This window comes from Numidum massiliense (genome assembly GCF_001375555.1).
Classification (GTDB): Bacteria; Bacillota; Bacilli; order Thermoactinomycetales; family Novibacillaceae; genus Numidum; species Numidum massiliense.
Genome location: NZ_CTDZ01000009.1, coordinates 3,568,017 through 3,592,344, shown reverse-complemented (window position 1 = coordinate 3,592,344; position 24,328 = coordinate 3,568,017). Strand labels below are relative to the sequence as shown.

At 51.3% G+C, this 24,328-nt stretch carries 23 protein-coding genes; 7 read left to right on the top strand and 16 right to left on the bottom strand.

Annotated features, from left to right (window positions below; all coding sequences use genetic code 11):
• Positions 1–152 precede the first annotated feature (152 nt).
• The 3 genes from BN1247_RS16845 to BN1247_RS16835 are packed head-to-tail and all read right to left on the bottom strand — an operon-like array spanning position 153 to position 3,873.
• Entirely contained in the window at positions 153–1,808 is a 1,656-nt protein-coding gene (locus BN1247_RS16845) for an ABC transporter substrate-binding protein (protein WP_054951409.1), read from the bottom strand.
• A gap of 36 nt (positions 1,809–1,844) precedes the next feature.
• Positions 1,845–2,816, bottom strand: coding sequence for an ABC transporter ATP-binding protein (locus BN1247_RS16840; protein WP_054951408.1), 972 nt, complete (start codon positions 2,814–2,816; stop codon positions 1,845–1,847).
• A gap of 1 nt (position 2,817) precedes the next feature.
• Positions 2,818–3,873, bottom strand: a complete 1,056-nt coding sequence (locus BN1247_RS16835) for an ABC transporter ATP-binding protein (RefSeq protein ID WP_054951407.1) — start codon at positions 3,871–3,873, stop codon at positions 2,818–2,820.
• A gap of 252 nt (positions 3,874–4,125) precedes the next feature.
• Between BN1247_RS16835 and BN1247_RS16830 the strand changes: the two genes are divergently transcribed.
• Both BN1247_RS16830 and BN1247_RS16825 read left to right on the top strand, forming a co-directional pair.
• On the top strand, positions 4,126–4,818 hold the full coding sequence (locus BN1247_RS16830) for a response regulator transcription factor (RefSeq protein ID WP_054951406.1): 693 nt from the start codon (positions 4,126–4,128) through the stop codon (positions 4,816–4,818).
• Positions 4,805–6,310 carry a sensor histidine kinase gene (locus tag BN1247_RS16825; RefSeq protein WP_054951405.1) on the top strand — a complete coding sequence of 502 codons (1,506 nt, stop codon included), beginning with the start codon at positions 4,805–4,807 and terminating at the stop codon, positions 6,308–6,310. The genes BN1247_RS16830 and BN1247_RS16825 overlap by 14 nt, the downstream gene beginning before the upstream one ends.
• A 244-nt stretch (positions 6,311–6,554) precedes the next feature.
• Here the strand turns inward: BN1247_RS16825 and BN1247_RS16820 are convergent, their stop codons facing one another.
• The 3 genes from BN1247_RS16820 to BN1247_RS16810 form a co-directional block, all read right to left on the bottom strand.
• Positions 6,555–8,186 carry an esterase/lipase family protein gene (locus BN1247_RS16820; protein WP_054951404.1) on the bottom strand — a complete coding sequence of 544 codons (1,632 nt, stop codon included), beginning with the start codon at positions 8,184–8,186 and terminating at the stop codon, positions 6,555–6,557.
• Positions 8,187–8,485: 299 nt separating this feature from the next.
• Complete coding sequence (locus tag BN1247_RS16815; RefSeq protein WP_054951403.1) at positions 8,486–10,867, bottom strand: YhgE/Pip domain-containing protein; 2,382 nt, start codon at positions 10,865–10,867, stop codon at positions 8,486–8,488.
• Positions 10,868–10,938: 71 nt separating this feature from the next.
• Complete coding sequence (locus tag BN1247_RS16810) at positions 10,939–11,511, bottom strand: TetR/AcrR family transcriptional regulator (RefSeq protein ID WP_054951402.1); 573 nt, start codon at positions 11,509–11,511, stop codon at positions 10,939–10,941.
• A 260-nt stretch (positions 11,512–11,771) separates the two neighbouring features.
• On the opposite strand from BN1247_RS16810, the gene BN1247_RS16805 reads away from it, so the two are divergent.
• Positions 11,772–12,254: a divergent PAP2 family protein gene (locus BN1247_RS16805; protein ID WP_231633355.1), complete on the top strand. Its 483-nt coding sequence runs from the start codon at positions 11,772–11,774 to the stop codon at positions 12,252–12,254.
• Here the strand turns inward: BN1247_RS16805 and BN1247_RS17515 are convergent.
• From BN1247_RS17515 to BN1247_RS16790, 3 genes are all read right to left on the bottom strand, one after another.
• Positions 12,251–13,006, bottom strand: coding sequence for a 3D domain-containing protein (locus BN1247_RS17515; protein ID WP_231633353.1), 756 nt, complete (start codon positions 13,004–13,006; stop codon positions 12,251–12,253). The genes BN1247_RS16805 and BN1247_RS17515 overlap by 4 nt on opposite strands.
• A gap of 195 nt (positions 13,007–13,201) precedes the next feature.
• Positions 13,202–13,468 (bottom strand): YuiB family protein, encoded by a 267-nt coding sequence (locus BN1247_RS16795; protein WP_082415986.1) that lies wholly within the window; start codon positions 13,466–13,468, stop codon positions 13,202–13,204.
• 160 nt (positions 13,469–13,628) lie between these two features.
• Positions 13,629–14,834, bottom strand: a complete 1,206-nt coding sequence (locus tag BN1247_RS16790) for an NAD(P)/FAD-dependent oxidoreductase (RefSeq protein WP_054951400.1) — start codon at positions 14,832–14,834, stop codon at positions 13,629–13,631.
• 304 nt (positions 14,835–15,138) lie between these two features.
• Here BN1247_RS16790 and BN1247_RS16785 point away from each other — a divergent pair, with 304 nt between their 5' ends.
• The 3 genes from BN1247_RS16785 to BN1247_RS16775 all read left to right on the top strand — a co-directional run bounded on the left by BN1247_RS16785 (position 15,139) and on the right by BN1247_RS16775 (position 16,844).
• Positions 15,139–16,140: an NAD(P)/FAD-dependent oxidoreductase gene (locus BN1247_RS16785; protein WP_054951399.1), complete on the top strand. Its 1,002-nt coding sequence runs from the start codon at positions 15,139–15,141 to the stop codon at positions 16,138–16,140.
• Between the two features lie 211 nt (positions 16,141–16,351).
• Positions 16,352–16,567, top strand: coding sequence for a hypothetical protein (locus BN1247_RS16780; protein WP_054951398.1), 216 nt, complete (start codon positions 16,352–16,354; stop codon positions 16,565–16,567).
• Positions 16,568–16,574: 7 nt separating this feature from the next.
• The gene (locus BN1247_RS16775; RefSeq protein WP_054951397.1) at positions 16,575–16,844 is read left to right on the top strand and encodes a hypothetical protein; all 270 of its coding nucleotides are present in this window, start codon (positions 16,575–16,577) and stop codon (positions 16,842–16,844) included.
• A gap of 140 nt (positions 16,845–16,984) precedes the next feature.
• Here the strand turns inward: BN1247_RS16775 and BN1247_RS16770 are convergent, their stop codons facing one another.
• From BN1247_RS16770 to cysK, 6 genes are all read right to left on the bottom strand, one after another.
• Positions 16,985–17,341: a HesB/IscA family protein gene (locus tag BN1247_RS16770; protein WP_054951396.1), complete on the bottom strand. Its 357-nt coding sequence runs from the start codon at positions 17,339–17,341 to the stop codon at positions 16,985–16,987.
• Positions 17,342–17,416: 75 nt separating this feature from the next.
• On the bottom strand, positions 17,417–17,665 hold the full coding sequence (locus tag BN1247_RS16765) for an aspartyl-phosphate phosphatase Spo0E family protein (protein ID WP_054951395.1): 249 nt from the start codon (positions 17,663–17,665) through the stop codon (positions 17,417–17,419).
• A gap of 1,106 nt (positions 17,666–18,771) precedes the next feature.
• Positions 18,772–19,038 carry a DUF1450 domain-containing protein gene (locus BN1247_RS16760; RefSeq protein ID WP_054951394.1) on the bottom strand — a complete coding sequence of 89 codons (267 nt, stop codon included), beginning with the start codon at positions 19,036–19,038 and terminating at the stop codon, positions 18,772–18,774.
• 77 nt (positions 19,039–19,115) lie between these two features.
• Positions 19,116–19,457 carry a DUF1462 family protein gene (locus BN1247_RS16755; protein WP_054951393.1) on the bottom strand — a complete coding sequence of 114 codons (342 nt, stop codon included), beginning with the start codon at positions 19,455–19,457 and terminating at the stop codon, positions 19,116–19,118.
• Positions 19,458–19,596: 139 nt separating this feature from the next.
• Positions 19,597–20,736, bottom strand: a complete 1,140-nt coding sequence (locus BN1247_RS16750; protein WP_054951392.1) for a bifunctional cystathionine gamma-lyase/homocysteine desulfhydrase — start codon at positions 20,734–20,736, stop codon at positions 19,597–19,599.
• A 161-nt stretch (positions 20,737–20,897) separates the two neighbouring features.
• Positions 20,898–21,824, bottom strand: a complete 927-nt coding sequence (cysK, locus tag BN1247_RS16745; RefSeq protein ID WP_054951391.1) for a cysteine synthase A — start codon at positions 21,822–21,824, stop codon at positions 20,898–20,900.
• A gap of 369 nt (positions 21,825–22,193) precedes the next feature.
• Between cysK and BN1247_RS16740 the strand changes: the two genes are divergently transcribed.
• On the top strand, positions 22,194–22,427 hold the full coding sequence (locus BN1247_RS16740) for a NifU family protein (RefSeq protein ID WP_054951390.1): 234 nt from the start codon (positions 22,194–22,196) through the stop codon (positions 22,425–22,427).
• Positions 22,428–22,447: 20 nt separating this feature from the next.
• Here the strand turns inward: BN1247_RS16740 and BN1247_RS16735 are convergent, their stop codons facing one another.
• Positions 22,448–24,235, bottom strand: coding sequence for an ABC transporter substrate-binding protein (locus BN1247_RS16735; protein WP_054951389.1), 1,788 nt, complete (start codon positions 24,233–24,235; stop codon positions 22,448–22,450).
• Positions 24,236–24,328 lie beyond the last annotated feature (93 nt).

Sequence of the window (24,328 nt, the reverse complement as noted above, 5' to 3'; positions counted from 1 at the left end):
GAGAGGGGGGAATATTTACCCCCTCGCGACTCTCCTAACGTGAGCCTTTGCGCTTAGCGCCTCTAGCAATTACCTCACTTGCTTTGCGCGACATGTTACAATGCTATGTTTTTTCGCGCACCGCCTCTTCACAATGGCTTTGCACATAAAACTTACTTTTCGAAGTACACGTCGGTAAACCGGTCCGAGCCCGTCGGATGCGGTTTAAAATCTTTCAACGTGTCTTTTGCCGCCAACGCAGGTTTGGCGTACACGAGGGGGATCCACGGGGCGTCTTCGTGAATGATCTCTTGCGCTTCTTCGTACAGTGCGACCCGCTTCGCTTCGTCCGTTTCCGACTGCGCTTTCACTAACAGATCGTGTAACTTGTCATTACTGTAGCGCGAATAGTTGTTACTATCGATCGCATCTTTATCGAGCAAAACGTAAATAAAGTTGTCCGCATCGCCGTTGTCGCCGGTCCAGCCGAGTAGAAAGGCCGGCGCTTCTCCTTTTTGCACTTTGTCTAAATACGTCGCCCACTCAAACGTTTTTATTTTTGCTTTGACGCCGACTTGCTCGAAGTCCGCCTGAATCGCTTCCGCTATTTTTTGCGGTTCCGGCATGTAGTCGCGCGGCAGCGGCATTGCCCACAGCTCCATCTCAAACCCATCTTTAAACCCTGCCTCCGCAAGTAGCTTCTTCGCTTTTTCCACGTCGTACGGGTATGGATCGATCTTATCGTTATAGCCAGCGATCACGTCGGGCATCGGGTTTTTCGCCGGATCGGCGTTTCCGGCGTAAAAGGCGTCGATTAACGCCTGTTTATCGACGGCGTGGTTAAGCGCTTGTCGCACCTTTTTGTCGTCAAAGGGCTTTTTCTCTACGTTAAACCCGAGGTAGCCAACGTTCATCGGCGGACGCAAGATAATCTGCAACCCGTCTTCTTTTTCCACTCCGGCGACGTCGCTCGGATTGACGCCGTCCATGAGGTCGATTTCACCCGTTTTTAGTGCCGTCAACCGCGCCGAGTTGTCTGGGATGACTTGGAAAATTAACGTGTTCAGCTTCGGCGCGCCCTCTTGCCAGTAATTATCGTTTTTCGTCAGCGTGATCGTTTCGTTGCGCTTCCACTCTTTAAACGCGTAAGGGCCAGTACCGACTGGGTTTTCCCCGATTTTGTCCCCGTATTTTTCCAACGCCGCCGGACTGATAATGCCGAAGGGCGACATGGCAATGTTTTGTAAAAACGGCGCTTGGGGACGGTTGAGCGCAATGACGACTTTATAGTCGCCGTCCGCTTTCACTTCTTTAATGACGTGTCCTTTATCGCCTTTAAAACCGCCAAACTGCGACGCATAGTAGGCAAACGCATTTTTGTCCTTCGCATTCATCCAGCGGTCGAAGTTTTTGACGACCGCGTCGGCGTTAAAATCGGTGCCGTCGTGAAACTTGACCCCTTCCCGCAGTTTAAACGTGTACGTTAAGCCGTCGTCGGAGACGTCCCACTCCGTCGCCAGCGCTTCGTGGATCGTCGTATCTTGCTCCCCGTAATCGACGAGCGTGTCGTAAATGTTCTTCGTCACTTTTAGCGATTCCCCGTCGGTGACGACAGCTGGGTCGAGCGAGACAGAATCTGAGCCGCGCCCGTAGACGAGTAGATCTTGTCCTTCCCCGCCCTTGGCGCTATCTTTTTCCTTACCTTTCTCCTCACTTCCCCCGGCCTTTTCTTCGTTTTTCGCGCTACCGCCGTCGTTCGCTTGACAGCCGACGAGTGCCAATGAGAACAGTAACAAAAAGGTGATCGCTAACAAAAATCCCCGTTTCATCTTTTTCCCTCCATCGCTTTTTGCTATGCTTACTCCTTACGCGTTATAAAGATGACAAGCAACATAATGCCCTAGTTCAACTTCGCGAAACTCCGGCCGTACCTCGCGGCATTCCGGTTGCCGTGCGGGACAGCGGGTGTGGAAAGCACAACCCCGCGGCGGATTGGCCGGGCTCGGCACGTCGCCAGACAAAATAATTTGTTCCCGCTGCAGTTCCGGATCCGGCACAGGCACTGCTGCGAGTAACGCTTCCGTGTACGGGTGTTTCGGCTGTGCATACAACTGTTCACCGTCGGCGAGCTCGACGAGCCGCCCTAAGTACATGACGCCGACGCGGTCGCTAATTTGCCGCACGACCCCGAGGTCGTGAGCGATCAACACGTACGTCAGTTGAAACTCGCGTTGCAACTGCTGCAGCAAATTGATCACTTGCGCTTGAATGGAGACATCGAGCGCCGACACCGGTTCGTCGGCAATGATTAATTGTGGCTTAATAGCCAATGCCCGTGCGATGCCGATGCGCTGCCGCTGGCCACCGCTGAACTGGTGCGGGTACCGTTTCGCATGGTAACTACTTAACCCGACGACTTCTAGCAGTTCGCGCACGCGTTTCTTACGCTCGGCTGAACTGCCAAAGCCATGAACTTTCAACGGTTCTTCGATAATTTTCTCTACCGAATGGCGCGGGTTGAGCGACGCGTACGGGTCTTGAAAAATCATTTGCATCTGTTTGCGCACCTCGCGCAATGCCCGTGGCGACAGTTCCGTCATGTTTTTCCCTTGAAACGTAATGTCGCCCGACGTCGGTTCGATGAGACGCAGTAACATGCGGCCAGTCGTCGACTTCCCACAGCCCGATTCACCGACTAAGCCGAGCGTTTCCCCTTTTTTAAGCGAGAAGGACACATCGTCCACTGCCTGTACGCTGCCGACTCTTTTCCCGAATATGCCGCCTTTCACCGGGAAGGACTTTTTTAAATGTTTGACCGTAAGGATGGCGTCGTCCATGTTAGTCCCCCTTTGCTCGTAAAGTAGCCGTGGCTGTCACTTTTTCGGCAGTTCCGGAGGCGCGTTTACCGAAATCGCTTTCAATCGATGCGTCGTGTAACCAGCAGCGCACGCGCGACCCGTCTTCCATAGCAATAAGTGGTGGCAATGTTTCAAAACAGCGGGCTAGGGCGTGTTCACAACGTGGGGCAAAACGGCACCCATCGCGGATCGCGCCCGGTTTGGGCACGTTGCCAGGGATGGAGTAAAGCTGTTTTTTCCGTCCCCGCAAGTCCGGTACCGATTTAAGCAGACCGACGGTGTACGGGTGCTTCGGCTGTTTAAAGATGCGCGTCGTAGCCCCTTCTTCGACAACTTGCCCGGCGTACATGACGATAAGGCGCTTACACATTTGCGCGACGACGCCGAGGTCGTGCGTAATCAATAAAATGGCGGTGTTAAACTGTTTGTTCAACTGCTTCATCAAGTGCAAAATTTGCGCTTGAATCGTCACGTCGAGAGCAGTCGTCGGTTCGTCGGCGATGAGCACATCCGGGTTGCACAGCATCGCCATCGCAATCATTACCCGTTGCCGCATGCCGCCGGACAGTTGGTGCGGGTAATGCTTTAACAGCTCCTTCGCGCGCGGCATCCCGACGAGTTTTAGCATCTCAACCGCCCGTTCACGCGCCTGCTTAAGTCCTACGCGTTCGTGCAGGCGATACGCTTCCACGAGTTGGTCGCCGATCGTAAATACAGGATTGAGTGACGTCATCGGCTCTTGAAAAATCATCGCAATCTCATTGCCCCGCAGTTGGCGCATGCGCCGCTCGGACGCTTGCGTTAAATCTTCCCCTTTGAACGTGAGCGTTCCACCGACGACCTTCCCTGGAGGCGACGGAATTAACCCCATAATCGATAACGAGGTGACGCTTTTACCACAGCCTGACTCGCCGACAACCCCTAATATTTCCCCCGGGTAAAGTGCGAGGTCGACGCCGTCAACCGCCGGTATTTCCCCGTCGTCCGTAAGGAAGGATGTACGCAACTGCTCGATGTAAATAACGGGGTCACTCACTTCTCCACCCCTCTCTCGAAGTTATTCCGACTAACAATTCCACGAAGCTAGCGAAAGTTATAAAACGTATCACAATAGTAAAAGGGTGGGATTTCCCCCGATATCACCTACTCCAAACAATATCATTACGGGAAATTCCCGCTATGTTGCCACTAGTTTACCACATGTTACGCCACTTTGCCTATAATGACTTCTCCTAACGATGCAGAAATTGTGCCGTCCGTGTTATCATCGACGTATGGAGGGATACACATGCACACACACATCCTCGTCGTCGAAGACGACGCTCACATAGCTGAAGTTTTGACATATACGTTGGAAAGCGAACAATACCGCGTCAGCAAAGCGGCGACGGGCCGCGAGGGGTTGGAATTGTTCGAACAAGTGACTCCCGATCTCGTCTTGTTAGACATCATGTTACCCGATTTAGACGGTTGGGAAGTGCTAGAACGCATTCGCCTGCGCAGTTCGGCGCCAGTCATTATGCTCACGGCAAAAGGTGAGGTCGAAGATAAAATAAAAGGACTCGAATTAGGGAGCGACGATTACATCGCCAAGCCCTTTAGCCCCGGTGAACTCATCGCCCGTATCCGCGCTGTCTTGCGGCGCACCGAACCGAAAGAGCAACAAGTGCTCAGTTGGCCGAACTTGACAATTTTGCGCGACGAGCGGTTGGCAAAGGCGAAGGGGGAGCCTGTCCCATTAACGCGAAAAGAATTTGATTTACTGTTGTATTTAGCGACGTACAGCGGACAAATATTTAGCCGCGAACATTTACTTGCTAAAATATGGGACTATGCCTACCTCGGCGACACGCGCACCGTCGACACACACATTAAACGGCTGCGCGAAAAACTGGAATCGCGGACGACCCCGTATCGCTACATCCGCACCGTGTGGGGCAGCGGTTACGCGTTCGAAGTGATGCGCAATGAAAAAGAATAATTCGCTGTTCATGCGCCTCATGACATCCCACGCCATCGTCGTCCTCATCGCTGTGGCGGCGATCGGCCTCGCGGCGGATACGTTTTTCCGCCTCTTCCTCGTTAGTGAGGAAACGTCGCGCCTCGTCGACAGAGTGTCCGCGGTGGCGCGCGAAGTCGTCGTCCCAGGTGACGAAGGTTCTTATATTATTCGTTCTGAACAGTCAGTCATTGTTGACACGCTCAACTTAGCCGGCATCGAAGTGTACGCCTTCCCACCAGAAGCGGTCCACAGTTTGCGGCTCACAGACAAACAGTTCATGCAACTGCGCAACGAACGCCAACTGTTCCGTAAGAAGGGGAACGGCTGGTTCAGCCTACCCGAACTGGAGCTGTATTTAGTCGATTCTGCCCACAAGCGCCTTATCTTATTGAAAAACCCGATGAAAGACGCGGCGAAAACAGTCGCCAACATGCGGCGCACCGTGCTTTATTCGAGTGTCATCGCCCTCGTGTTGGCCGTGCTCATCTCGTACGGTACGGCACGCTACATTTTAGCGCCGATTCGCCAAATACAGACCGTCGCCCGCCAAGTCGTACGCGGCGACTTTCGGCATCGCGTGCAGCTGGAGACGTATGATGAATTGCAAGATTTGGCACAGACGTACAACCAGACGGTCGACCGCGTGGAAGAGACGATCGCTGAGCAAGCGCGCCTTGACCAGCTCCGCAAAGAATTTATTTCCAACGTGTCCCACGAATTTCGCATCCCGCTCACTTCGCTCGGCGGTTTCCTCGAATTGCTCGAACAAAATAAAATTCCGGACCGCGACCGCGCGCGAGTCATTGCGATGATGCGCACCGACGTTGACCGCTTAAGTCGCCTCGTACACGAATCACTCGACTTGTCGCGGTTACAGACGGGCAAAATTGCGCTCTCGCGCGAACAGCTACCGCTCGCATCTGCCGTGGAAAGCGCCGTCGAGCGGCTTATGCCGCAAGCGGAACAAAAAAACTTACACCTTGAAGTGACCGTACCACCGCACCTGTCCGTATACGCGGACGAAGACCGCCTGCAACAAATACTGCTCAACTTAATCGGTAACGCCGTGCAACATTCGCCAGAGCGCGAACGGGTGCGCATTTCCGCTAGAGCGGCAAGCGATCCTGTACAGCATCCGGAACGTCAGCCACTTCATTTGCCCAGCGAGCAAACGCCCGAGCGAACCTTCGTCGAAATCGCTGTCGAAAACAGCGGCACAACGATACCGGAACAAGAGCTGCCGTACGTGTTCGAACGGTTCACAAAGGTGGACAAGTCGCGCTCGCAACGCGGCACAGGCCTCGGGCTAGCGATCGCGGCAGAGCTCGTCCACTTACACGGCGGAACGATTTACGGCCGCAATTTACCAGATTTAAGCGGCGTCCGCTTCGCCTTTAGGATTCCAGCGCGAGAGCGGCTACACGGTAACGCGCACAACGAGGTAAGAAATATCGGTGACAGCCCAATGTAGTCGATTGGCAAACGTTCAAAAAAATCCCCGTCTGTTATGCGACGGGGAATTTCCTTTGCCCGAACAGAAAAAGGAGGATGCACCGCGGGCAAAGAGGGAGATGGTGGATACGGTTAATAGTATCTTATGACGAAACTATGAAAAGTTGCTACAAATCGCGATAAAAGATCGCCCAATTTGCTAGTTTCACTTTGCTATAAAGTTGCGCCAAGCGACACGCAGCCATCTCTCAATCGACAACACTCTAGTAAACCTTCCCATTGTCATCGACGTAAAACGCTTGAATGACCGTCCGCGCGAACGGCTTCCCTTCCGCTGTCGTCCCTGTAACGTCCATCGTCACATTGTAAACACCCGCCCCTTGTAGCGGAATGTTCAGTGTCTCCCCTTTTTGCAAGTTAACGCCATTTTTCGGGGTGATATCTTTGCTCTTTGCTTTATTCGCATTATTGTATTCGGGAATGAACGCTACGTTGTACGTCGCCTGCACATCTTTCATTTTCTTCTGGGCCCTACTGTCGTCTACTGCAAGACTTAAACGGAGACTGTCCGCTTTCTTGTGTAACTTTAGCTGCTCTGACAGTTGCGAATCAAATTGGGCCACGAACGCATAGGCGGTCTTAACGGCTGAGCGCGTGCGAATCTCCCATTTCCCCGCAAGTGGCATTTTTAGTGTCGCGACATGGTGATACGCACCGTGAAACAAGTCGTCGTCTAGCCACGTGCGAACGGGCGCCTCGACGACCTTGCCGTTAGGATCGACTAGCTCAACTGCGCCGACCTTCGTCGCACTCAACCAATCGACAGTCAGTTCACGCACGCCGTTCTCGACGTAAAACGTTTCCGCAGCCGATCCGTGCTGCTCCCCGCCGCGCACGAACAGGTCAGAGGCTGCACGTGGCTCCCCTTTCGGCACCGCGAACGTTTGCTGTTCTACGGAAGCCGCCGTTTCCCGTTCGGCCGCCGTAGCACCGCCGTTAGCTGAAGTTTCCACCGCAGTCTTTGTAGCGCCTTGTGCAAGCGTTAGGCGGTCCCTAAACAGATTGAACGTGTTTTTCCCTTGGCGAATCGCAGTGTGGTCCCATTTGCCGACAGCTAACACTGTCCCGCCCGCGAGAGACGCACTGGCCACTGGAACAACACCGTCACTTTTTCCCCACGACGATAAGTACAACCCGCCAAACCAACTGGACGAGCCGACTTTACCCCAGCTTTCGCCCGCCAGCGTATAATAACTATTGCGCCTCACTTCCGGTCGGGAATCAGTTTGCTCGCGAAAAGCGTTCATCACGCCAGTTTGCATGCTGTAAACGCCTTCATTTCGCGAACCGAGCAACTCGGAAAGCCACCATACCCAATCGCTGTACGCAAGGTCGGCCAACTGTGTCCCCCAGTGCGGTGAACCGATCGTCACCACATTCGAAACGAGCGGATGTTTTCCGTAATGGACGAGTGCCGTCTGTACGTCGACCCCACCTTTACTATAACCGATGACGACTAATTTTTTCCCGCCGAAGTGCGCAGAGATTTGCTCTAGCTGTCCCGCTAGCATTTCGCCGTTCGTCCAGTTGCTCTTCGGTGTCCCCGCCGAATCGTACAGCTCGACAAACGCCGTCTCAAACCCAGCGCGGCGTGCGCGCTCGTACATGTCATTCCCCTCATACCAAATACTGGCGTCATTCGTCAACCCTTGTACAAACACGACAGCGGGCTTGTTCGGATCAACGTCATCCGGTAGCTCCCCGTAATAAATATCCCCTGGGCGTCCTTTACCTGGCTTCGGAAATAGCCCGCCGGCTTCAGTTACTGCGGTAGGAAAGACGAGTACTACCAAAACTAGCAATGTGAGCACTAACGAAAAGTATCGTTTTTTCATCCTTAACTCCTCCTTCAACCCATTTGATCGTTTCCTTTTAGCAAGCAACCATTTTCCCAACATACAGTATATTGGATACATGTGAGCCGCGGCGGCGTTGCTTTCCCTATTGTAAAACTATCGCAACAATAAAACAATAGATTTGTTATGAAAGTTTACTTTTAAATAGCAAAAAAGGACCGACCGTGCGGAGCCACTAAACGTGTACTCGCTCGGTCGATCCCCCTGGAACAGTGATCGCCAATGGCGATTGTCACCGTAAGTCATTACTACTGGCGTCTTTTACTACCGGTAAACGCTTATTGAGCTTCGGCTGCTTCTGCCTTCAACTGTTTCAGCTTCAGTGTGAAGTACACCATCGTACCGACCATCGAGAGTGCGATGAAGACGAACAGCGCGATCGCGCTTTGCCACATGAAGGCCATGTTCCCGCTGGAAATGATCGCTTTAAACCCAACGACACTGTAAGTCATCGGCAACCAGGCGTTGAGAACCTGTAAGCTTTCCGGAACTAATTCGAGTGGGAATGTCCCCGCGCTCGAAATTAATTGCAGGATTAAAATGAGAATCGCCATGAACCGCCCCGCGTCGCCAAAGCAGGTGACGAGAAACTGGATGAGCACCATAAACGTTAAACTCGTCAATATACTAAACAAGTAAAACTTCGGCACACTCGTTACCTCTACGCCGAGCCCGTACAACAGCACCGTTGCGGCAATGAAGGCTTGTATAATCCCGACCGATGCCAACATACCAAACTTAGAAATAAACCAGCTTAAAGGCGACTTAGGTAATACAGCCGGTTCGCGAATCGGCAACACGATCGTAATGAGTAACGCCCCGACGAACAAACCGAGTGATAAGAAGTATGGCGTGAACCCTGTCCCGTAGTTCGGTACTTCGTATTGATCGTCTTTGGACACGCGTACTGGTTCGGCAAACATGTCGTACAGCGAATCTTTACCTTTGGTCTCAGAGGTTTCTCTCGCGCCGTCGGCCAATTTATCCGCCAATTCGGTGTTTCCTTCGGCGACAGAGGACAAGCCGTCCGCTAGTTTGCCCGACCCTTCTTCGAGTTGCTGCGCGCCGTCAGTCAATTTGCCTGATCCGTCCGTTAACTTCGACAACCCGTCGTTTAACGATTTTCCGCCTTCAGTCAACTGACGTCCACCGTCGGCAAGCTGCTCTAAGTGACCGATGACCGTTTGCCAGCCTGCTGCCGCCGTATCGATCCCATCGGCAAGTTTAGCCGATCCGTCAGCTAATTTGTTCCCGCCGGCAGCCGCTTCTTGCAACTTCTCTTCCAACACATTCGCACCGTCGGCCAATTTCTGCTGCCCGCCTGCTAAACTGTCGATCCCAGAGGCCACTTGACCTTGACCTTCGGCTAATTTACCGAGTCCTTCGACTAACTTTTGCTGGTTTTTCTGCACCTCCGTCATACCACCAGCAATTTGCTGTGCACTGACGCCAATTTTTTCTGCACCTTTGCTCAATTCTCCGATGCCGCCGGCGAGTTGTTCACTGGCGCCGAGCAATTGTTGGAACATCGGATCCTTCGCCAATTCCGGGTTTTTTGCGGCGAGGCCTTTTAGCCCTTGGGAAAGCTGGCTAGCGCCTTGCTGCGCTTGTGCCGCGTTCTCTTGCCACGTCGCGGTCCCTTCGGCTAATGCCGCTGTCCCGGACTGTAGTTTACCCGTCCCGTCACTCAAGGCGTTTACGCCTGAGTGGGCTTCATTAATGCCGTCCAACACGCGGTGCGCACCGTCTTGTAAGGCCGAGGCACCCTTTTGCGATTGGTTGATCCCTTTTTTAAGTGGAGCGACACCTTCCGCAAGTTGGTTTAGCCCGTCTGCCAGCGTCTGAGTCCCTTGGTCGAGTTCTTTACCACCTTTTTGCAATTCTCCTAGCGAACCGGATTTTTCCTTCATCCCATTCATTAACTCGCGCGTTCCTTCTTCGACCGTCTGCAACCCTGTCACTAGTTCGTTGCTGCCGGCGAACGCGTCGTTCAAACCGCCGGAAATCGCAGAGGATCCGTCGACGAGGTCGCGCATATGTTCATTAATTTCTAAAGCGCCGCTTAACGCTTTATCGGACCCGTCGGCTAATTTTTTCGCGCCGTCGCTCGCCGTGTACATCCCATCGGAAATTTTGGTCAGGTTGTCGAACAACACTTCGGTATACATCTCGGTGACGCGTTTGGAGACCTTTTCCTTCAACTTGTCCATCGCCGTTTCACCAATTTGTGCCGACAAGAAGTTAAAATCGCCGTTCGGGATAAATTCGAGTTGCATCGGGTTAGGCTCGTCGTCGAGCACGGTGACCGCATGATCCGAAAACTCTTTCGGTATTACAATCGTCATGTAGTATTTGTTATCTTTCATCCCGTTTGCCGCCGTCTTTTTGTCGACGAAGTCCCATTTAAACCCCTCTTCTCCTTCCTCCTTCATCTTCTCGACTAAATCCTTCCCAGCATGAATCTTTTCATCGTTGTAGACGGTGCCTTGATCGAGGTTGACCACCGCCACGGGGAGCTCTTCAAGCCGTTCGTAAGGATCCCAGAAGGCCCACAAAAAGAGGGAGCTGTACAGGACCGGTATAAATAGTACAGCCATCACGGCAACAAGTACCTTTTTATCCGTCAATATTCTCTTCATTTCCGATGCAAATAGTCGCATTCCACGCATCTCTTATCACCTTCCACAACATTGACTGTTTTGTTCACTTGGTCATTTTAGGGCAAAAAAAGTTACTTCGCGACACCTTCAACGACGTACAGTTGAAATAGCCGCGCAATCTCCTCCTTGCTAAACGGTTCTCGACTTTTTTTCCAATCGGATACGAGCGCGATGTACAACTTCAACATGACAAAAGCCGTCACTTCAGGATCACAATCTTTCACGTTCCCTCGCACGATCCCACGTTCAATTTCTTTCGCCAATATGTCGATAATGGCGCGCTCTAACCGGTCTAACGCGCGCTTCGAAGCGACTGTCCCAACGGATACCATTTCGTGCAGCAAGCGAATGAGTAACTCGTGTTGCGCGCGAAAGTCGAGCAGTCGGTACAACAAGCGATGTAAATTGTCGAAGAACGGTCGCTCGCGGTCGATCACTTCGTCGACGACCCGCTGCATCTCCCCGATCACTTGCTCAATGATCTCTTGGAAGAGCTCTTCTTTATTTTTAAAAAACGTGTATATCGTCCCTTTGCCGACATCGGCCATTTTCGCCACTTGATCCATCGTTGTCGCTTTGTAGCCGAATTGTGCAAAAGATCCGTAGGCCGCTTCAAGAATTTGTTGCTTTCGATCAACAGCCACCCTTATGCCTCCCTCTTTTATGACCAAAAAACCGTTATGGTCAAACGTTCAGTAACTAATATAGCACGCACAAAATAATAAGGCAACAACTTTTTCAACTTTATCTGTTACTATTGTTATTAAGTGAGCGCTAACATTCGCGCCGACAGTAGCCTTACTGTAGGAAGAACTTTTTTTAAATAATCCTTAATACGCGGGTTGTGGTATGTGGCGTTCATATCGTTTATGATGAAAGAAAGCCTTTAGAAAGGATGGTCCGGGTGTGGACAAATCAGCTTATTAATTACCCCCTCATAGCGGCTTTACTTGCGATCGGGGCAGCCCAAGCAATCAAGGTTCCCCTGTATTACGCCCTTCAACGCCGCTGGGAATGGCGGTTTCTCTTCAGCACCGGTGGTATGCCCAGCTCACACTCGGCAGCCGTGACCGCACTTGCAACAGCAATCGGCATCGCAGACGGCATCGATTCGCACTTGTTTGCCTTGAGCGTCGTCTTCGCCATTATCGTCATGTACGACGCTACCGGTGTCCGCCGTCAGGCGGGGATGCACGCGGCACTATTAAACCAACTCGTCAAGGAGTTTAACTTAATGGTGCAAAATTTAAAGACGATGAAACAGCGCACCCCTCCGGAAAATCGGACGCGTTTGAAAGAGCTGTTAGGACATAAACCGATCGAAGTGTTCGTCGGGGCGTGGTTCGGCATTTTCATCGCTTTCGCCATCGACTGGATCATGAATTAGTACGAACCGTTCATTTCGGCAAAGCGGTTGTAAGATTCAAACCTCTCTTGAGTGAGCTCCCCGCTCCCGCGTTCAAGGACGTATACCGCAGTCGCCTTTTTCCCCCACTCCCGATACACATCGTCTACTGTATCGAAGTAGAGGTCGATCCGGTTCCCTTTTATGGCGGAACCGGTATCGGCGACGATGCCGTAGCCGTAGCCGGGAATGTACAAAATGGAACCAATCGGAAAGACGTCGGGGTCGGCGGCGATCGTCGAGTAAATCCCCCGATGGACGTGTACGCCGGACTTCGTGATCCCGTATGCCGGATGGGACACTGTTTTTCCAGTCGATTCATAGCCTGCCGTATAACCTGTCGCTACTACTTCGACCCGTTCGTAACGAGACAACTCGCCCGGCGGGTGAGGTAGCGTCGCTTTCGTCGCCTTCACCACTTTACCTTTTGACCTATTTACCTTTGCCCTACTTATTTTTGGCTTAGTTACCTTTGCCCTACTTACTTTTGGCTTAGTTACCTTCGCCTTATTTACTTTTAGCTTATTTACTGCTGATTTTGTCGCGTCCGACTCGTTCGCTTTCGGCTTCTTTATTTCTGACTCGTTTGTTGCGCGAGCTGTTCGATCCTTTCTCTCCTTTGCGGACGACACGCTCGCGCCTTGTGGCTGACCAGCGCGCTCATTCGTGATGTGCGGGGCTACGGCATAACTTCCAGCTAGCACGATGGACGATGCACCTAAGAGAAGCAGCACTGTTTTTCTTCTCCTATACAAGAGACTAAACATAGACTCCCCCTCCTTAAGCATCTGGGATTTTTAATCAGCCGTTAGCTTCTGTTAGGGGGAAGAAAAATATACACAAAAAAACCGGTTCACCATGAACCGGTCCAAGCTGCGTCGCGGCAGAAGCGTCGCTGGCAGAGTGTGTGCAGTATGCGTAAGCCGCTGTCAAAACATGCGAAACCCTTTTTTGCGTAGTAGGACAATGACGTAACTGCTGAGTGCGACTCCGACCAAACCAGATATGAGAATGACATAATCGGAGGTGCGTAGCTCGCCGATGCGGTCAAACACGGAATAACCCGCAATGAGGAAATATAAAACGATCGGCATCCACGTCGTTTTCACGATCATGTTTAAAATAAACCCGAGTCCAAAGGCCAACACCATAAATAGTGGAATGGAAACTATAAATTGGTATATATTCATTTGCATTCGGTACTCACTCCCTTACAGAGGCAAATCACATTAAGTGTACAGAAAAACAGTCCCGTTAGCAATCGGAAAAAGAAAGCCGAACCCGCACGGATCCGGCTACAAGATCACTCATTTATTTTCCATTTATTAGCTGATGACCTATAATCGTTCGCTTATATTAGAACTGTCCTTTCTTCATCGCGAGGGATATGCCGCCGATCATGTACAAGTAGCGCAAGTCAATTATTTTCTTCATTTGCGCTGCTTGCCAGCCGAACAGTTTCTTCTTGCCGACGACGCCGATCCCTTCCCCTTTACCGAGGGAGGCTACGGTTCCTTTCGGCTCGTATTTAAACGTCGTGAGCGCTCCCCCGTCGCGGACGAGTGTCACTAAGTTTTTGGCCAAATTGATGCCTTGCTGCGTCGCCATTTGTGCTGTTGGCGGGAATGGACGTCCCGTTTCCTCGTTGAAAATGAGCGAGGAGTCCCCGACGATAAACACGTTGTCGTAATTCGGGGCACGCAAATATTCGTCCACTTGTACGCGGCCGCGGTTCACCTCAAAACCTGCGTCAGCGACAAGGGGGTTTCCGGTAACCCCACCGGTCCAAACGACGGTCGCCGCTTTAATCTTTTCTTCGTCATCGCCGACGACGACACCGTCTTCTTGACACGCTTTAATCGGTGTACCGATCATAAATTCGACGCCGCGTCGTTCGAGCGTCTCCATCGCGTATTCGACGAGCTCTTTGTCAAAACCGGGGAGTGCCGTTGGCGCTGCTTCAATGTTAATGATGCGCGCCTTTTCCCGGGGAATGTCGTACTCCTTGCATAGCTCCGGCATGCGGTATGCCAATTCGCCGACAAATTCGATGCCGGTAAAGCCAGCGCCGCCGACGACGATTGTCACTAAGTCATCGCGGTCCGGCTCATTGCGATAACGGGAAAACATATACTCAATGTGCGTCCGAATCATGCGCACGCTGTTAATGTTACGAATGACCATCGAGTTTTCTAACAGACCTTCAATGCCGAACGTTGCAGGCGCGCTCCCTAATCCGACGACCAAATAGTCGTACGCAAGCGGCTCTTCGCGGTTTTTCAATTCGACGAGTTGGTCGTCTGGACGAATTTTCGTCACGGCGTCCTGTATAAAGTTAACTTTGTTTCCGTCGAGAAGGTCGTCGATCTTGACGCGCGTCTTGTCGTGCGGAAACGTCCCTGCAGCCGGCGCGTGCAGGTGTGTCGTAATGTAATGGTAATCGTTGATGTTCACAAGTGTCACTTCTGCCTCATTGAAGCCGAGTTGTTTTTGTAAATTAATCGCGGTCACAATGCCGCCGTAACCCGCACCCAAAATGAGGATCTTCTTCAATTGACTCATCCTTTGATCACTTCCCAAATGTAGTAACAGTGTGTGTGACTGCTCACAAATTCACTAGTGTGATTATCCGTTCACAAATCCCTCACAACAGTATCTATGATAAATCGTTCACAAGTATTTTGCAACAGGTAAACGCTTCATATTCGCTAATAAGAAAGGTTTTTCCTCGCGATGTTCCATGAAATTGTTGTCTTTTTTGTTACATTTTTTATCTCATTACCGCTTTTTCCAAAATCCTTTTAATCAATACGGATAACACTTATAATAGTTACTGGATGCAAAATGACGGAGGTGTTTATGACACATGGCCGAAGACGCTTTTCGTGAAGAAAAACTGTACGATATTACGATCATTGGCGGTGGACCGACCGGAATTTTCGCAGCATTTTACGGGGGGATGCGAAACGCGTCGGTTAAAATATTGGACAGTATGCCGCAACTCGGCGGGCAGCTAGCGGCACTATATCCAGAAAAGTACATATACGACGTCGCCGGATTCCCGAAAGTGCGCGCCAAAGAGTTAGTGGACAACTTAACCGAACAAGCCCGCCACTTTAATCCGACGGTGTGCCTCGAAGAGAAAGTGCTGAACGTCGAGAAGCAAGGCGACCATTTTTTAATGACGACGCAAAAAGGAACCCATCTTGCTAAAACGATTATTATTACCGCTGGCGTCGGTGCCTTCGAACCGCGTAAGTTACGCCTGCCGGATGCCGAGCGGTATGAAGGTAAAAACTTACACTACTTTGTGAGTGATATGCAATCGTTTCAAGGGCAACGCGTCATGATTGCCGGAGGCGGAGATTCCGCCGTCGACTGGGCGCTCATGCTAGAACCAATCGCCGACGAAGTGACGCTCGTACACCGACGCGACCAATTTCGCGCCCACGAACACAGTGTGGAAAACTTGTTCAACTCGAGCGTCAACATCGTCACCCCAAAAGAAATTGCCCGTTTACACGGCGGGGACAAAATCGAACGCATCACTCTCATCGATAAGAAAAGTAAAGAAACGACTGACGTGGAAGTCGACTCACTCATCGTCAATTACGGTTTTATTTCCTCGCTCGGTCCGATTAAAGATTGGGGACTAGAGATCGAGAAAGGATCCATCGTCGTCAATTCGAAAATGGAGACGAATATTCCCGGTATATACGCCGCGGGAGACATAAGCACGTACCCCGGGAAGGTCAAGCTAATCGCCAGCGGCTTCGGCGAGGCGCCGACGGCCGTGAACAACGCCAAGCAGTATATCGATCCGGAAGCGAAGTTACAACCCGGTCACAGTTCTAATATGAGCTTTTGAGACTACAACGCCAACATATTCAACTGTCAAACTGCTACCAATGGCGTAACCGATTCATGCGACAGATTGTTGCAACCGAAATAGTGTAACCGATTAGCGTATGTGGGTGTGCCAAGTTAAACGGCGGTGTACTTGGCGTATATTGGTAGTATAGTCTCGTGCGTAAAACACGCCCCCTTGCTTCATACTAGCGGCAAGGAGGGCAGATGCCGTGAACTCGGAGCAAAGCAATGCGCACAGATTGTTTAAAGCCCGCATGTACCATGCATTTCTCGTCATCGCAACGATCGGTATTCCTCTATTGATTTTCGGTGCCTTTTGGCTCGACGGCAGCCGCATCTTTTTCGGTGCAGCCGTAGCGTTACTTACTTTACTGCTGTTAGCGTTGTACGTCGGGAAGACGCGCGCGTTAAATCGGCGGGAGTGACATCGACGTGAGCGAAAGTAACGTTCCTTTCGGCTGCCCCGTCTGTAACGGCTTAAAAGCGGCAGTCGCACCGTGCCCGACGTGTGAACGGCCAATGACAGATGCCGGTAAACTGCAAGATTACTTTGCGAACTACAGCCCTTACCGCGAAAGCGATGACTTGCGCCTGACGAACCGTTACGTCGATCTGGAAGCGTCGCACTGTATGCACGTCTTTTATTGCAAACGGTGCGGCAAAGAAGAATCGCTCGGTATCCAAGAGACACAAATGCCGTAAAGGCATTTGTGCGCCCTATAACAAAAAAACACACCATCCACCACTGTCACGCAACTGCTGACTGATCGGACAGCCGTTCGCGCGTTTTATCACAATGTAGGTTGGTGTGTTTTTTTTATTGTACGCCATGCAGTTAGTGACTAGCACTCCTCCGGCTGTCCCTCTCGCTTCGCCGTACGAAACGACGTCCCACAGCCACACGTGGCGATCGCGTTCGGATTCGTTAATGTAAAGCCGCCACCCATCATCGACTCTTTATAGTCGACTTCTAAGCCGTCAATTAACGGTAAGCTTTCTGCGTCGACGACGACAGAGAGCCCCTGTTCTGTAAACAATTGATCGTCCTCGTGCTTTTCTTTATCGAATCCCATGCCGTACGTAAAGCCGCTGCAGCCACCGGCTTTCACGCCAATTCGCAAGTATAAGTTGTCTCTATCGCCTAATTCCGCCATCATATCTTTAATTTTGAAGCTAGCTTGTTCACTAATGTGAATCATCATCTTTCCCCCTCTCGGTGGTTGAGATGTTTTTATGTACTTTAAGTATACAAAGAAAAACGGTGTTGCTCAACCTTACGCAAAAGCGAGTGCCGCCCGTTCTTCGCGCAATTTGGATGTAAAGCGGTTAATGCTGTATGTGTTGCCCGCATCTGCCCGCACATCTGCACGCGCCTCGCCGCGTTTAAGGTGACACCATTCCGTATGTAATTGGTCGATTTGCCGACTCAATCGGTACACCTCCGGGTGGTCTAGCCCAACGCGTAACGCAAGCGTTACCATTTGCTCCCGCAAGTGTTCGATCGCGTCTTCCAACTGATTCACTATGTCTGATTCCTCCTGTAGAATATACGTTCTATGTTCATTTTACTACTCTGTTATAACTATATCAACATTAATCCGACAAAATAAGTAAGCATTTCTTTTCAACTTTGCCTACACCGTCTGTGGTTCGCCGTAGTCCCAGCGTCCGTGTGCTGTTTGAAGAGTTTTGCCAATTGAGGGACAATGTTCGAAAGTGAATGCGCTCAACTAACATGCTTTTCCGGCTGTAAAGACCGCAAAAAATATCAAAAAACGATGCGTGTACAAAGTACATGAAGCGACCGTACACGCGGCGATCGATTGTATTAAAAACCACTTAAATAAAATCATTATGATTAAAGATATAGCAAAACACGTCATTTTTTACTTTGTAATTTTCATCGTATTTTTTGCCATCATGTAAAAATATCAGTGTATGAATATACATATAAATGTCGTCTGACGAACGCGGCGAGCGATTTAATTTACGGCGAAGGGCCGCTGATTGACATCGCCCTCTCGTACTAATTTGGATCGTACGAAGCGTTTATACGCGCATTCAAACAGTATCACTTAATGACACCCGGACAATTCTGTCGCTTTTTCCAACGATTAATCGAGCGAAAGGATGACTCGCATATGATCACACCACTTAGTAGCAAATCGATTTGGATCGGCGTCTTTTTAACCGAAACAAGGCACCGTACGGTTCGGTGCGTTCTAGCTAACGGAAGTCGACTCGTCCGTCTCGTCGGCGAACTTGGAACCGACAGACGATTTACCGGATGTGCCGGTCAACTTCGACTTTGAGGAGAAGTTTTAACAGAAAGACGTACGTCCCATCCGATGCACTCTAATTCCCCTCACTGAGACAAGCCTTTTCCTAGTCGTGTAATACGCAAAAAATTACATGACTCTTGTTTAACTTTCGATTAACCTATTTTAAAATCAGGTTGATTGATTTAATGAGAGATTCCTTTCTTTTTTATAGTGTCTACTGGGTGTAGCAAACGGTGTCGCTCACTGCGGACGAAGAAAACTGAGCTGGTTGTGTATGAGGGTGAGCGGCAAGGGAGGAAAGAAGAACGATGAGGTAGATCCAAAAATACGAAAAACCGCCTGTGACTTTAGTCGTCTAACAGGCGGTCTAGTTCATCCCACATACTCGTTTGCTCGTTGATCGCTTCTCGAATCGCGACGAGTAGTTCTGGACCCGAATCGGCTGCGATAAATTCGCCATCGACAAGCGCATACGGTCGTACGTAACACTCCGTGCAATTTCCTAAGCAGCTGTATTCCACCACATCTATATCATCGTCTCGTTCGAGTTCCTCTTTCACTTTCTCCACTTCTGGCGTTAAATTGCTTACGCAAAATTCCACAAGTGGCCGCATGTGTCCATCACTCCATTCTAACCACCGCACATATCGTACAACTATCGGTGTAATGGAGTCAATCTCGTTGCAATTCGCTATCGAGACGTTCGCCTAATCCCGAGTTGCTCCAACTTGCTGCGGATCACCTTTAAGCGCGGGTTTCCTTCGGCGACGACTTCATCGTTCAAGACGATTAACGGATAAGCGTATTCGTCCTGCATAATACCTTCGATAAAGCGCTGCTCACTTTCACTCGCCGCCTCGGGCACTTCCTCCACATCAATGTAACGGACGTGTACAGTATCCCCGTAATCGCGGCTTAGCGCCGCCTGTAACCAACTAACCGTTTCTTCCGACGACGGTTGGTTAATACAACTCGCACATATTTGTTTCGCTCCGTAAACGACAAGCTCGACCGTCTCTCGTTGTTGTATCATGCTGCTACCCCCCTTATAGCGCGAACTCACCGCAGCGCAAGTCACTGCAGCGCAAGTCACTGCAAGCCACGCACTTGAAACGAAGGCACACTTTCATACATTTGCACGCCTCACGCTTAACCGCTATGCTACACTTCTACTATGCTTTGTCTAACGCTTGCGCTAAGTCGTCTTGCAAATCCCGCACGTCTTCCACGCCGATGGACAGGCGGATGAGGCCGTCGCTAATGCCTAACTCGGCGCGCCGCTCCGGCGGAATCGAGGCGTGCGTCATACGCGCCGGTACGGAGATTAAGCTTTCGACCGCACCTAAACTTTCCGCTAATGTAAAGTAACGGACGCGTTCTAGTACTCTTTCGGCACGCTTGCCGCTGCGGATATCAAACGAAAGCATACCGCCAAAGCCACGCGCTTGCCGTTTCGCTACCTCATGCCCGGGATGGGTTGTCAACCCAGGGTAAAAGACGCGCTCCGTGTCGATGCGCCCGTCTAACCACTCCGCCAACATTTGCGCATTTTCATCGTGCCTCTGCATACGGAGACCGAGCGTTTTCATACCGCGCATTAACAGCCAGCTATCTTGTGGCCCTAACACCCCGCCCACTGAGTTTTGTAGAAAATGGAGCTGTTCCCCGAGCGCCTCGTCCTTGGCGACGACCAACCCCGCGACGACGTCACTGTGCCCGCCCAAATACTTCGTCGCACTGTGCAAGACAATGTCGGCACCTAACGCGAGCGGTTGTTGTAAATAAGGAGTCATAAACGTATTGTCGACGATTAATAGTAAATTGTGTGCCTTGGCAATCGCGGCGACAGCGGCAATGTCCGTCACTTTCAACAGCGGATTGCTCGGCGACTCGAGCAGAACGGCCTTGGTATTATCGCGTATGGCTTGTTCAACTTGCGCTGGATCACTCGTATCAACCATCGTCGTTTCGATGCCGAAGCGGTTGAAAACTTTGCTTAACACCCGGTACGTCCCGCCGTACACATCGTCGCCGACAATAAAGTGGGCGCCTTGATCGAACAGCATGACGACCGTCGAAATTGCCGCCATGCCAGACGCGAAGGCAAAGCCGCGCGATCCCTCTTCCAACTCGGCAATGAGTTGTTCCAGTGCGGCGCGCGTCGGATTGCCGGTACGCGAGTATTCATACCCTTTATGCTGGCCGACCCGCTCTTGGCGGTAAGTAGACACTTGATAAATCGGGACACTGACAGCGCCGGTCGCTTCGTCGCCAAACACGCCACCGTGAATGAGCTTTGTATCTAAACGCATCGTATAATCCCTCCGTATAGTCGCTAAGTTATGAAATAATCAATGATATCGCGCTTATACAAAAAAATATAAGAACGAATACCGTTTGCGTCAGTTGACGGATAACAGTTGTCGGTAATAGCCTCTACCGAATCGTTATAACATTCGCGACGTAAGCGCCCTCAAGATGGGAAGTCATAAATGTTTTGGCTTAAATAGCGCTCGCTGCCGTCGGGAAAAATAACGGCGATATTCGTGCCGACTTTTGCTTGCTGCGCTTCGCGTAACGCCGCAGCGAATGCCGCCCCAGAGGAACTGCCGACGAGCAAGCCTTCCCGCTTCGCTAACTCGCGTACGTAGTAAAACGCGTCTTCGTCGGTAATCGTATGGACGTCGTCAAAATATGAGCGGTCCATATAGTCGGGTAAAAACTCCATGCCAATCCCTTCGGTCCGGTGTGACCCCGCTTCGCCGCCGTTTATGACCGATCCTTCCGGCTCGACGATGACGGTTCGGACGTCTTCTCGCTGCTCTTTTAAAAAGCGCGCGGCGCCCATAAACGTTCCGCCCGAGCCGGCACCCGCGACGAACACATCGACGCTGCCCTCCAGCTGTTCCCAAATTTCAGGTCCGGTCGTTAGATAGTGTGCCTCGGGGTTGGCCGGGTTACCGAATTGCTGCGGACAATAGGCGTTCGGGATTTCCTCTGTTAACTTTTGCGCGTGTGCGATTGCCCCTTTCATCCCGAGCTGCGTCGGCGTATTGACGACTTCCGCACCTAAAGCGCGCATTAGTTGTTGCTTCTCTTGTGAAAACTTTTCTGGGACGACGAAGATGACGCGATACGTTGTCCCGACTGCGGCCAACGCTAGGCCTATACCGGTATTTCCAGCTGTCGGCTCAATAATGGTACCTCCCGGGACGAGGGCGCCACTTTTTTCCCCCGCTTTTATGAGCGCGACGCCAAGACGGTCTTTCACACTTCCTCCCGGATTGAACATTTCCAATTTAGCATAAAGGTTAACCCCATGGGGCAAAGAAAAATGCCGTATGCGGATCATCGGCGTACGGCCGATCAGTTCCTGAACGTTGTTTGCGATATGCCTCATCCACTACTCCCTCTCCACAGAACATTCCAGCATATTGTTGCACTTATATCTTATCATTTATCGTCTGTGGCCGAAAGCGCGGGGCATAAACCATTTGTCAATGTACGGTTAATCGAGTAAAATGAAAGTAGCGTTAACAAAACGTTCACCGATGATCGCGCAGTGATTGCTCAGTTTATCGCTCAATGATTCTTAGTGATTGCCAAGCGATTGCTAAGTGATCGCAATAGCTAATCGACTAATCGTTTGATGCCGTCTACTGTAAATCGTTAGCGAATAAATTCGTTCAAATAGCGCCGCTGAATACTTTCTCGGACTTTTTGAACATCTGTTATAAACAATCTTACGAAGGGAAAGGAGTCGAGCACTATGTCTACAGGACAAATCGTGCAAGTACAGGAAGTCCTCAATAAACTGCGCCCATTTATCCAGCGCGACGGTGGCGACGTCGAACTCGTCGACGTCGAAGACGGGATCGTAAAAGTTCGCCTACTCGGTGCGTGTGGCAGCTGCCCCGCTTCAACGATTACCCTCAAAGCAGGTATCGAGCGCGCACTTGTCGAGGAAGTTAAAGGAATTACTGAAGTCGAACAAGTTTTTTAAAAAAAAGCAGCTCCCGCGTTTCAGGAGCTGCTTTTTTTCACCCACCAATTGTAAAGGCGCAAATAATCAGTTTTAAAGTCACCGCCGCCGACATCCCGCAACTTGCTGTTAACCAACGCAATCGACTGGGGCTGGACGAGCGGGATCAGCGGCGCCTCGCGGACAAATTGCGCTTCCCATTCCGCCAATAGGCGCTCGCGTTTCGCGGCAGGCGCAATTAAGCACTTCTTAAGTGTTTTTTGCAAGTTCGGTGTCGGCCAACGCGTCCAATGGCGCCACTCCCCATCCGTCCACCACTTGACAAGTGGGTCTGCATCCGCGCGGATCCAATCTGACATTAAGAACAAGTCGGCCTCCCCTTCTTGTAGAGCTTCCGCTAACTCGGCGACGCGCTTATGTTTGACCAGTTTGACGGACAAACCAGCGGCCTCCCACTGCTGTTGCAACTGATCGGCTAACCGTTCCCGTTCGACCCATTCGGACGCATAATGTAACCGAATCGTTTTCTTTTTTAGCTTATGGCGCAAGAGATCCCGTGCCTGTTGCTGTTCGCCTTCTCCGTTCGCTGCTGCCACTGTCGTGCCGCGGGGGGTGTCGATCGGTTCACCGTAACCGTTTAACCACTGCTGTACGAGTTGCTCTTTATCGATCACTTGTCCGACCGCCTGACGCAAGGCGCGGTCCCCCCACAGCTTTTGCTCCGGGTTAAAGGCGACATAGTGGAATAGTTCTCCGGGCCACGTCACTTGGACAATGTCTTTTGTCTCTCCTGCAACCGAGTGAGCGACCTGCTTGTCTGCTTCGATGAGTGCCGCGTCTAAATACGGCAACACGTCCACATTCCCCTGGGCAAATTCAGTTGCCGCCTCCGTTACGGACAGCGGGCGAAAGGTGATCCGCTCAAGGTAGGTGATATCTGTCTGCCGATAGTGAAGGAACTTTTCCAACTCAATCCCGTTTCGCTCTGACTGTGCTGTTAATTGATACGGTCCTGAACCGATAAGCGTTAACATCCTTTGCTCATTCGATTTAGCTTGGTCGTTGCGTACAACTTGGTCATTGCGTGCATGTTTGGCGTGATCCTTCACTTTGTTTCGAGCGTTCGCTTGCGGTTGGCTGTATACGTGCTCTGGGATTACGGGGACTTGCAGTAAATCGAGTGATTGTGCGAGCGGCCGTTGTAAGTGAAACACGATCGCCCCACCGCCTTTTGACGACCGTTCGATCCCTTTTAGTTGTTTCGCCTTTCCGGAGTTAAACGCCTGGAAACCGACAATGTTTTTGACCGCGTGCCGGTACGGACCTTTGTAAGTGGGGGAAGCGAGTTGGTGGTACGTAAACACGACGTCTTGAGCCGTTAGTGGCTGACCGTCATGCCACTTCACCCCGCGTTGCACGCGGACGGTAAGAGTACGCCGATCGGGTGAGATGTCCCACTCGCTCGCGAGCACACCTTCTGCTTGGCCGTCGGGCTGTACGCGTACGAGCGGTTCGAAAAGTAAGTTTGTCACCGTTTTCGCTGCACTGTTGGTCGGCTCAAGCGGGTGTAGCTCTTGCGGAATAGCTTCATACAGCGGGATCGCCACACTGCCGCCGGGTGTAGGCTTGTCCAACCCTTCGCTACTAGCGGCATGATCGGCGTTTTTCTCACCCGTTGAACGATTCGCTGCTCGCTCGGCGGTCGTCGGTTGCTGCCATCCTTTCATAAACAAGGCACCGAAGGCCAAAATGAGACTCGCACACAAAAACACTGTTCCAGTAATGAGTAGCCACTTCTTCGCCTCACTCGTGTTTTTGCGTTTTCCCATAGTCATCTCCCCCTATGGTCAGGTCAATAACCTGTCCACCATTCGTTACAAGCAATGTATGCTTGTCCCCGGGGAATATGACTAAAATACTGG